The sequence below is a fragment of the Fibrobacter sp. genome (assembly GCA_024399065.1).
In the GTDB taxonomy this organism is placed as follows: domain Bacteria; phylum Fibrobacterota; class Fibrobacteria; order Fibrobacterales; family Fibrobacteraceae; genus Fibrobacter.
Genome location: JAKSIB010000002.1, coordinates 138,233 through 148,665 on the forward strand (window position 1 = coordinate 138,233; position 10,433 = coordinate 148,665).

General features: G+C 50.7%; 11 protein-coding genes. 8 read left to right on the top strand and 3 right to left on the bottom strand.

Annotated features, from left to right (window positions below):
* Positions 1-15: 15 nt before the first annotated feature.
* Together MJZ25_01795 and MJZ25_01800 are read right to left on the bottom strand one after the other, a co-directional pair.
* Positions 16-360, bottom strand: coding sequence for a hypothetical protein (locus MJZ25_01795; protein MCQ2122895.1), 345 nt, complete (start codon positions 358-360; stop codon positions 16-18).
* Between the two features lie 83 nt (positions 361-443).
* Entirely contained in the window at positions 444-1,055 is a 612-nt protein-coding gene (locus MJZ25_01800; GenBank protein ID MCQ2122896.1) for a hypothetical protein, read from the bottom strand.
* 187 nt (positions 1,056-1,242) lie between these two features.
* Between MJZ25_01800 and MJZ25_01805 the strand changes: the two genes are divergently transcribed.
* The 7 genes from MJZ25_01805 to MJZ25_01835 all read left to right on the top strand — a co-directional run bounded on the left by MJZ25_01805 (position 1,243) and on the right by MJZ25_01835 (position 7,542).
* Complete coding sequence (locus MJZ25_01805) at positions 1,243-2,412, top strand: TraB/GumN family protein (protein MCQ2122897.1); 1,170 nt, start codon at positions 1,243-1,245, stop codon at positions 2,410-2,412.
* Positions 2,413-2,705: 293 nt separating this feature from the next.
* The gene (locus tag MJZ25_01810; protein ID MCQ2122898.1) at positions 2,706-4,460 is read left to right on the top strand and encodes a pectate lyase; all 1,755 of its coding nucleotides are present in this window, start codon (positions 2,706-2,708) and stop codon (positions 4,458-4,460) included.
* Between the two features lie 114 nt (positions 4,461-4,574).
* Positions 4,575-5,201, top strand: coding sequence for an HAD family phosphatase (locus tag MJZ25_01815; GenBank protein MCQ2122899.1), 627 nt, complete (start codon positions 4,575-4,577; stop codon positions 5,199-5,201).
* A gap of 2 nt (positions 5,202-5,203) precedes the next feature.
* Complete coding sequence (locus MJZ25_01820) at positions 5,204-5,755, top strand: pseudouridine synthase (protein ID MCQ2122900.1); 552 nt, start codon at positions 5,204-5,206, stop codon at positions 5,753-5,755.
* Between the two features lie 177 nt (positions 5,756-5,932).
* Entirely contained in the window at positions 5,933-6,583 is a 651-nt protein-coding gene (locus tag MJZ25_01825; protein MCQ2122901.1) for a hypothetical protein, read from the top strand.
* Positions 6,584-6,941: 358 nt separating this feature from the next.
* Entirely contained in the window at positions 6,942-7,241 is a 300-nt protein-coding gene (locus MJZ25_01830; GenBank protein ID MCQ2122902.1) for a hypothetical protein, read from the top strand.
* Positions 7,234-7,542: a hypothetical protein gene (locus tag MJZ25_01835; protein MCQ2122903.1), complete on the top strand. Its 309-nt coding sequence runs from the start codon at positions 7,234-7,236 to the stop codon at positions 7,540-7,542. The genes MJZ25_01830 and MJZ25_01835 overlap by 8 nt, the downstream gene beginning before the upstream one ends.
* A gap of 109 nt (positions 7,543-7,651) precedes the next feature.
* On the opposite strand, the gene MJZ25_01840 is transcribed toward MJZ25_01835, so the two are convergent.
* Positions 7,652-9,286 carry a fumarate hydratase gene (locus MJZ25_01840; GenBank protein MCQ2122904.1) on the bottom strand — a complete coding sequence of 545 codons (1,635 nt, stop codon included), beginning with the start codon at positions 9,284-9,286 and terminating at the stop codon, positions 7,652-7,654.
* A gap of 407 nt (positions 9,287-9,693) precedes the next feature.
* Between MJZ25_01840 and MJZ25_01845 the strand changes: the two genes are divergently transcribed.
* On the top strand, positions 9,694-10,290 hold the full coding sequence (locus tag MJZ25_01845; protein MCQ2122905.1) for a hypothetical protein: 597 nt from the start codon (positions 9,694-9,696) through the stop codon (positions 10,288-10,290).
* Positions 10,291-10,433 lie beyond the last annotated feature (143 nt).

Genomic DNA, 10,433 nt, shown 5'->3' on the forward strand with positions numbered 1-10,433 from the left:
GGCGAAAAATAGAAATTATTCGTAATAATAAAAGGTCACCCGGTTGTTCCAGGAGTCCCAAACGGACATTTCCGACCCGTCCTTATAGATTTTTACGTCCAAATCGCCCTTTTCGAACATAAAATAGGACCCGTCGTCAAAGCCTTCATCGTAACTGGACTCCGTATAGTAGTAAGACTCCCCGTCCAGGTTCAAGGAGGCGAACCCGTCGGAATCAATCCGTAGCGTTACTTTGTACGAGGGACTCAAGACCTTTTCCAGGGAGCAGTCGTAGGGACCGATAGCATCATAACGGCATTCTTCGGCATAGTAGTAGCGGAAGGTGCGGCTAAAGTAGTTGCCGTCTGCGGCCGGATCCACTGTACAGCCCGAAAGCCACAACGCAAAAAACGGCGCTAGGAAAAGCGCCGTCTTCAAAACGAAATTTTTAGCAGAAGCCTTCATTACGGATTTTCGTAATCGCCACCGTAGAATTCGTCGTCAGCCTGTTCAGTATTTTCATCCTGATAGGTTTCTGCGGCGCGGAGTTCACCGGTGCTACCGTACTTACGCTTTTCTTCTTCGGTCAGCTTGTTGGAGAAGACGATTTCTTCCTGCTCCTGGTTAGCAGCTTCTTCTTCTTCCTTCATGATCTTCTGACCTTCTTCGAGGCGGCGCTTGATACGTTCGTCTTCCATCTGCTTCAGGTTGGTACCGACCTTAGCCTGGTCTGCAGACATCTTGGTACGTTCGTTGGCATCGTCCATGGCGTCCTTGATACCGATCAAGCGACCCTTGCGGTCCACTTCGAGACCGGCCCTACGGAGGGTGGAAAGGGGCAGACGGCGAACAGCCAGTTTATATTCTTCCTTGAATTCACGGCCATCGGAAGTAGCGATTTCGTCAGCTTCATCCGGGGTAACATATTCAAGAGCTTCCTGCCAACGAGCACTCTGGACGCAGGAAGTAAAGCCAGTAAGAGCATTATCCAATGCTTCCGGATCATCGCCCTTTGTACCGCCACAAGCGGAAAGAACCAAAGCCACAAAGGACAAGCACACCATCAGTTTTTTCATAGGATCAGACCTCCGAAAAAAATTTAAATCCCGCCTAAATATAAACAATTTTCGTAAAAATCAACAATTTTAAACAAAATTTTTACGTAACACGCTGTCAAAAGCCAACTTACAAACACTATTTAAACATGCTTTTCCCCAAAAATTTTTCATCTGGAAGCACTTCTTTTACTAAATTGGCGAAGCTATGACAGAAAATGCAGACATCTACCGCATCAAGAACGACGACCGAGAAATCATCCTTATCGGTACCGCCCATATTTCACAGGCATCCAAGGACCTGGTGCGCGAAACTATCGAGGCCGAGTCCCCGGACACCGTCTGCGTTGAACTGGACGAAGGCCGCCTGGGCTCCATCAAGGACCCGGACCGCTGGAAAAAGACCGATTTAAGACAGGTCATCAAGAACAAGCAGCTGGGCACCCTGATCGCAAATCTTGTGCTGGGCTCCTACCAGAAGCGCATGGGCGCACAGACCGGCGTAAAGCCCGGTTCCGAACTGAAGGAAGCCGTGGACGTAGCCGAAGCCGCCGGGCACGAACTGGTTCTTGCCGACCGCGACATCAAAATCACACTGAAGCGCACCTGGGCATGCACCCCCTGGTACCGCAAGTTCAGCCTTCTGGGCGGGCTTTTCGCAAGCATTTTCGACAAGACCGAAGTCAGCGAAGAGGAACTGGCCAAGATCAAGGAACAGGACGCCCTCAACGGCATGATGCAGGAATTCGGCAAGACCTACCCCGAAGTCAAGCAGGTTCTGATTGACGAACGCGACCAGTTCCTGGCCAGCAAGATCAAGAACGCCCCGGGCAAGAAGATTATCGCTGTCGTCGGCGCCGGCCACATGCGAGGCATCGCAGGCATCATCGAAGAAAACAAGGAACTGCCGTCCGAGGAGTCCATCAGCGTCATCCCCAAGAGCGCTCCCATCTGGAAGATCATCGGCTGGGCAATCCCCATCGCTATTATTGCAAGCATTATCGCAGTCGGCGTCCATGCCGGCGCCGAAAAGGCCGGCCAGCTTTCCCTGCAGTGGGCAATGCTTACTGGCGGCGGAGCCATGCTGGGCACCGTTATCGCCGGCGGCCACCCGCTGACAATTCTTGTGGCGCTGGTTACCGCCCCCTTCACAGGTCTTACCCCGCTGATCGGCGTCGGGTTCTTTACCGCCCTGACGCAGGTTTACATGCGTCCGCCCCGCGTTTCCGAAATGGAAACTCTCCCCGACGACATCTGGCAGGTAAAGCGCTGGTGGAAGAACCGCGTGACCCGCGTGATCCTCTGCTTCCTTTGCCCCGGCATTCCGGCAATTATCGGCAAGATCCTCGCCATCTTCAATATTTACCAGGCCTTATAGGAATAGGGAAACATCCCGGAACTTTCAGCAAGCCTCCGCCAATAGCGGAGGTTTTCTTTTTTCCGGAATTTCAACCCAATTTGAGAACATTTAATCAAATTTTGAGAACAAACCCATTCACAACTAGACACCAAAAACATCTTTTTATACAATATTTTCATAAAAATTTACATTTAACCTATTGACCTACCCAAATTCCCGATTTAAATTATGAGAAGAATTTTGAGAACATTAAAATTCAAAGGCATTTCAAAATTCGAGTGTATAAAGGTTTTAACCAAAGGGATGTGGGTATGAACTTCAAACTTATCGCAGCCGTCGCATTCGGCATCGCAACTTCCGCCATGGCCTACGGCCCCGCTCTTCCGTTGAGCGGTTGGGCAACCCAAAACGGAGGCACCACCGGCGGCGCAAACTACGGCACCGTCACCGTAGACAACGTGAATGACTTAAAATCCTACGCAAAGGCCGGCAACAAGACCATCTATATCAAGCCGGGTACTTACGCAGGCACCGTGGAAGTGGGTAGCAACGTAACACTCTACGGCTATCCGGGCGTAGTCATTACCCAGCCTTCCAAGGGCAGCGGCATCAAGATTTCCGGTTCCAAGAACGTTATCATCCGCAACATTTCCGTGAAGGGCGTGGGGGCTGTGGACGAAGACGACGAAGACTGCCTCCAAATCAACCATGAATCCAAGAACGTGTGGATTGACCATGTCCATGTCTACGACGGCCACGACGGTAATATGGATATCGTGAACCAGTCCGATTACATCACCGTTTCCTGGAGCAAGTTCACCTACACCTCCAAATCCACCAACCATCAGTTCTCCAACCTCTTCGGCAATAGCGATTCCAAGACAGCAGACGCAAACGCCCTGAAGATTACCGCCCATCATAACTGGTGGGGCGACGGTGTGAAGGAACGCATGCCCCGCGTCCGTTTCGGCCAGGTCCATGTGGTAAACAACCTCTACACCAGCAGCACCGCCAGCTACTGCGTCCGCGCAGGCATGAAGGCAAACATCCGCGTAGAAAACAACGTGTTCATCGGCGTCAAGAATCCCCTGGATTACAACAACAAGTCCAAGGAAGACGCCAAGGTTTCCATGATCGGAAACTACTACGAAAAGACTTCCGGCAATACCACAGGCCAGGGCACCGCATTTACTCCGGCATACAAGATGAGCATTACCGACGTCAGCACCCAGGCAAAGGCTTACGCCCTTCGCGATTCCATTCAGGCCTACGCAGGCCCCACGCTTCCCGCCCCCGGTTCCAGCGAAGTGACCCCTGTAAGTTCCAGTTCCGTGAAGAGTTCAAGTTCTGCAAAGTCCAGCAGCTCCGTCGCACCGACATCCAGCTCCAGCGTTAAGTCGTCCAGCTCCGCTGCAGTCGTTGCTGGCACCGCCACCCTCACCAAGCACGGCACAGGCAAATCAACCCAATCTGTTGCCGCAGGCTCTGCTATTGAAGAATTCTACTACACCATCGAAGGTGCAACCGGCGCAACCGTTACCGGACTCCCCGAAGGTGTCTCCGGCGCATTGAAGGGTTCTGACTTCTACATTTCCGGAACAGTTCCTGCAAACGCAGCATCTGGCGATTACAAGTACACCGTTACCACCACAGGCGCCACCACCAACGCAAGCAAGAGCGGCACCATCACCGTTACAGGCGGCAGCGCCCCCGTAGCTTCTAGCAGTTCCACAACACAGACAGCTTCAAGCAGTTCCGTGGCCCCGGCCTCCTCCAGTTCCACAAATGAAATCGCAACCATTGAATCCAGCGACTCTGGTGAACAAAACGGCAACGAAACTCAAGCCATCCAGCAAACCGCCGCACCCAAATTCAGCGTCGCCTCCGCAGGCCGCTCCCTCACCGTCTACGGCGCCGCAGGCAAAACCCTCACCATCATGGACATGCAGGGTCGTCTGATGTTCGGTCGCTTCATCCAGACCAATAACTTTGACGTCACACTCCCCCATAGCGGCAATTACATCGTCCGTGTGGGCAAGCAGACTCAGCGCGTAAACATCAAGTAGTTCTCCTCCAACCAACAAACGCAATCCTCCTTGCGTTATACAAACCTCCTCGCTTCACTCCCGTGGGGCGGGGATTTTTTGTAGATTTCCAATAACAGAAGGAAAGGAGTTTATATGATCAAGAATTTCATCTTTGATTTTGGCGGCGTCATTCTGGACATCGACATGCCTAAAGTTTTTAGAGGTTTCGCAGCCCTGGGCGTTGGTGCAGAAGCCATGGGCATTGGCACAGGAACCCTCGCCGCCAACTCCCCCGTCCTTCAACTGTTTTCCCAATACCAGTGCGGCTTTATCAGCACCGATGAATTCTGCTCGATTATCGCCTCCAAGTGCAAACCGGGAACCACCAAGGAACAGGTGGCCGAAACCTGGCTCACCGTTTGCGTAGATTTGCCGCAACACAGGCTTGACGCCATTCAGGAACTTCGCAAGAATCACAAGGTTTATCTCCTTAGCAACATCAACGACTTGCACTGGGATTACTGCTGCGAAAAGTGGTTCAACCGCGGCGGTCACAATTGCGAAGAATACTTCGACAAACTTTTCCTGAGCCAGCGTATGGGCATGGAAAAACCGAACCCGGAAATTTTCAAGAAGGTCATTGCCGACACCGGCATCGTCCCCGAAGAAACCATGTTCCTGGACGACACTTTGGAAAATTTGGAATCCGCAGCAAAGCTTGGCTTCCAGACATTCCACGCAGCCCCGGGCGTTGACTGGATCAAGGAATTCGTCGGCTAAAAATGTCCACCGTTATTTTGTTCAACAAGCCCTTTGGCGTTCTAAGCCAGTTCACTCCGGAAGCGGGGCACCCCGCTCTGGATACTTTCGGTTTTCCGCCGGACATTTACGCTGCGGGCCGTTTGGACCACGACAGCGAAGGCGCCTTGCTGCTTACGGACAACGGCAAGCTCATCAAGAAACTGCTGGACCCAAAGTTCGAGCACCCGCGAACATACCTGGCACAGGTTGACGGACAAATTACCGAAGAAGCTGTTCGAAAGCTTTGCAAAGGCGTGGACATCAAGGGATATCACACAAAACCCTGCAAGGCCCGCATCGTCCCGGCTCCAGACTGGATCTGGGACCGCAATCCGCCTGTCCGTTTCCGCGCAAACATTCCCACCAGTTGGGTAGAGCTGACCCTTATCGAAGGCAAGAACCGTCAAGTTCGCCACATGACAGCCGCGGTAGGATTTCCAACACTACGCCTCGTCCGCGTGAAAATCGGAAACATTCCGCTTGGCGATTTGCAGCCCGGCGAATGGCGGGTAGTTACAGACAAAGTGATTTAATTCGCGGCGAATAACCTAGTTTAAAAAGTTTCATTCTCAATCAATAACGAAGCTAAGTCTCGCCACGTTGACGTCCGTTTCGTTTTTTTATATTCAAAGACAACCTATTCGCAACAACCCATAGCTGCGATGTGTTTGCAAGGTCATCCATTTTTTAGGAGTATTTAGGAGGAACAAATGAAAAAACTTTTCACACTTTGCGCAATCTGCGTGGCGTCGCTCGCACTTTCCGGTTGCGCCATTTTGCTAGGCGTAAACCCAATGACAAACATCCACTTTGGTGGACTACACGTTTTCACAAGAGTCTCGACAGCCTACTATTACCTGGTCACAGACAATCCAGAAGAAGTCGAAGTGGACTTGCCGTTTCACAGCACAAATAGAAACAACAGATATCAAAATGTTTTCTACAACAAGAATAAAGATTTATCAAGCATCACATTCTACAACGATGAAATCAGGATGATTTTTCAGTTCACTACCTATGAAAAAATCTACGAAAGAGATCCTAACGGCATTCCGCAAGGGTTAAGCGAGAAACAAAAAATTGACCGCATTATTTCCAATTTTTTCAACATTGACAGCACAGACAAATCTGTCCGCCTTGTTTATGATGCAGAAAAGAAAATGGGATACAAATGTTTCTCCCGCTCCCCAATGTACGACACAAGCAAGGACATTGAAGATGTCTGCGGTGCAGTCCGTTTTTCAAGGATGGGCAACGTAGCGTTTTTCTACCTAGTAAGCTCAGAAATCGGAGCAGAACAACTCAAAGAAACAATGCTCAAAACAGCTAACAGCGTTCAATTCAAGGCAGAACAACAATAATAATCCTCAAAATTTTGGTAATAAAAAACACCCCGCCGGTGCAGATGCGAACCGACGGGGTTAATTTGTATATTTATCATGCATTAAGACAATCCCGGCGACGGAGGTTGCAGGTTACACGGCTGGGAACATTCACCTTTTTTGCCAAACGACTGGATAGCTGTCAGGAACACGACCTGATCGAGTGATGTAAACCGCGCCATGCGCAAGCATCCAAGTAACGCCGAGGTAGGCCCTCGCCAGTAGTTTTACAGAATCATCCCCATCTACAGCATTTCGGTTCGCAGACGACGGTCTGCTGAATTTCCATCAACAATGCCAATGGTATTGTTATCCTATTGACTTTAATTTCAGGAATATGTATATTATGCATATAGAGCCAAAAATTGAATGGAATTCTGAAAAAGCGGAAAAACTTTTAACAGATAGAAATATTGATATGAATGATATTGCAAAGATTATCAAATCAAACAACATCATTACTATCGATGATGTCCCAAACCAAAGCGATCACCCGGGTCAAAGAATGTACATACTCAACTATAAAGATTACACGTTCTGCGTTCCCTTCACCTATACAAAAGATGGAACATTGTTTTTGAAAACAGTTTTTCCATCTAGAACTTATCACAAAAAATTTGGAGGAAACAATGGCTAAATACAAAATCGATCCAAAAGCATTCGAGCCGTTGGACGAAGAAGAAAAGTGGCTTATGGAGGCCATTGAAAAAGGACAAACAAGATCTCTTTCAAAAAAAGAAATGAAGGAAGAACTAAGAAAAATTCCTAAGGTTATTGGCGGTCCCGTTGCACGTAACGTCACTATCCACATGCAGCAGGAAGATATCGACGGAATGAAGAAAAAGGCAGCCGAGGCAGGTATCCCCTACCAAACACTGATAAACTCCATCATCCATCGCTATTTGAACGGCGGAATCATTCTAAAAAACGCCATTTAGCAGAATGTCGAGCTTTCGGCTCGCAAAACAAAAACACCCCGCTGGTGCAAACCAACGGGGTGTGTTTTAAAGGAGATCCCGGCTCGGAGGCCGGGATGACAGCTAAGGATTACAGCAGACCCTTGAAGAAGTCGTTGCCCTTGTCATCAACGAGGATGAAGGCGGGGAAGTCCTTAATGGTGATCTTGCGGATTGCTTCCATGCCCAGTTCCGGGAAGGCCACGATGTCGTTGGACAGGATGTTCTGTTCAGCAAGGATTGCAGCCGGACCACCGATGGAGCCCAGGTAGAAGCCACCGAACTTCTGGCAAGCGTCGGTAACATCCTGAGAACGGTTGCCCTTAGCCACCATGATCATGGAGTGGCCCTTGCTCTGGAAGCGCATGACGTACGGGTCCATACGGCCTGCAGTAGTAGGACCGAAGGAACCAGTGGGCATGCCTTCCGGAGTCTTAGCCGGACCGGCGTAGTAAATCGGGTGGTTGGAAACAACTTCCAGAACCTTCTTTTCGATGTCGGAAAGTTCCTGACCAGCTTCCTGCTTGTCGAGGATTTCAGCGATCTTGGCGTGAGCCATGTCGCGAGCCACAATCATGGTACCCTTCAGGTTCAAGCGGGTTGCAACCGGGTACTTGGTGAGTTCTGCGCAAACGTCCTTCATGGGGCGGTCGAGATCGATTTCCACAGCTGCTGCGATGGGAGCTTCACCCTTCGGCAGGTACTGTTCCGGATTGTGTTCCATCTTTTCGAGCCACAGACCGTTTTCGTCGATCTTTGCCTTGATGTTACGGTCTGCAGAGCAGCTAACGCCGATGGAAACCGGGCAGCTAGCAGCATGGCGCGGGCAACGGATCACGCGGACGTCGTGAACCAGATACTTACCGCCGAACTGAGCACCGATGCCAGTCTTCTGGCAGATGTGGAGAACCTTTTCTTCCATTTCCACATCGCGGAACATACGGCCGCCTTCGGAACCGGTAGTCGGAAGGTCATCGTAGTAACCGCAGCTAGCGAGCTTAACGGTGTGGGTATTCATTTCAGCAGAAGTACCGCCGATAACGATAGCCAGATGGTACGGAGGGCAAGCAGCAGTACCGAGGGTCTTCACCTTTTCGGAAATGAACTTTTCCAAGTTCTTCGGGGTGAGGAGAGCCTTGGTCATGGGCCAATAGTAAGTCTTGTTAGCAGAACCACCGCCCTTGGCGACGAAGAGGAACTTCATGTCTGCACCTTCTTCGGCGTGGATGTCGATCTGGGCAGGCAGGTTGCAAGCGGTATTCTTTTCTTCGTACATGGTCAGAGGAGCGATCTGGCTGTAGCGGAGATTCTTGGTGGTATAGGCATTGTAGATACCTTCGGAGATGGCTTCGAAGTCATCGCAGCCAGTCCAGACCTGCTGGCCCTTGTGGGCGACGCAGATGGCGGTACCGGTGTCCTGGCAGAACGGGAGCACGCCCTTGGCGGCAACGCATGCGTTCTTCAGGAGGGTGAGAGCAACGAACTTATCGTTGTCGGAAGCTTCCGGATCCTGGAGGATCTTAGCCACCTTGGCGGTGTGAGCCGGGCGAAGGCGGAAACTGACTTCTTCGAAAGCAGCCTGAGCGATCTTGGTGAGGGCTTCCTTGGAAACCTTCAGGATCTTCTTGCCTTCGAATTCAGCGACGGAAACGCCTTCCTTGCCGAGATTGACGTATTCGGTAGTGTCACCGGTGTGCTGCACGGTAGCTTCGTACTTAAATGCCATAAATATGCCTCTGGGTTAGACGAGAGACGAGAGACGAGAGACGAGAGATTCTCGGACAGGTCCTTCATTTCTCATGATTTCGGCAATTACAAATTACGAATTACGAATTACAAGATTTAACCAGGCAGCGCAGCTGCGATTATTCCTCTCATAATTCATACTTTATAATTCATAACTCGTAATTACCCGTAGGGTTAAAAGTTACATGGGCAAAATTACATAAAAAAAGGGGCAACAGCCTTTTTTTTAGGAAAAATGTATTCCGCCACCCCTCCAAAAGCGACAAAAAACGCATAAATACCCCCAATTAGGAAGATTTTGTAACTTTTTTTTGATAAAGTCGTTCTAATTTTCAAAAGATGAGTTATTTTTTGACGGTAAAAATTTTAAAATCAAAGAGGGATACTATGAAGATGAAGAACTTGGTCCTGGCAACCATGATTGCCTCCGCAATGGCATTTGCCGCAGAAGCAACCGCACCTGCAGCAGCTCCTGCTGCCGCACCTGCACCGGCTGCTGAAGTCGCCGCTCCTACTGCTGAAGCTGCACCGGCCGCTGAAGCCGCTGCTCCTGCTGCTGAAGCTGCACCGGCTGCCGAAGCCGCTGCTCCTGCTGCTGAAGCTGCACCGGCTGCCGAAGCCGCTGCTCCTGCTGCTGAAGCTGCACCGGCCGCCGAAGCCGCTGCTCCTGCTGCTGAAGAAACAGCACCGGCCGCCGAAGCCGCCGCTCCTGCTGCTGACGCTCAGACTGAAGTTCTCGAAGCAAAGGCTGAAGAAGCACCGGTAGACACCGCCGCTCTCGCTAAGGCTGAAGAAGAAAAGAAGGCTGCCGAAGCTGAAGCAAAGGCCAAGGCTGAAGCAGATGTAAATGTAACGGTGAACGTCGAAAACGAATCCCAGGGCGCAGCAAAGAGCTCCATCATGGACAATCCGTGGGAATTCCTGGCCGTTTCCGCAGCATTCATCGCTTCCGTGCTCGTGATCATCTTCACCGGCAAGGACTAATTGAGACGCAAGGGGCAACGCCCCTTGGAACCCCTGCAAAAAGGCCCGCTTTGCGGGCTTTTTGCAGGGGTTCCAAGACCGCTCAGCTACAATGCGGGTATTGAACCTGCGTTCAGCTTCGCTCTCAAAACAAAAGCCCCGCC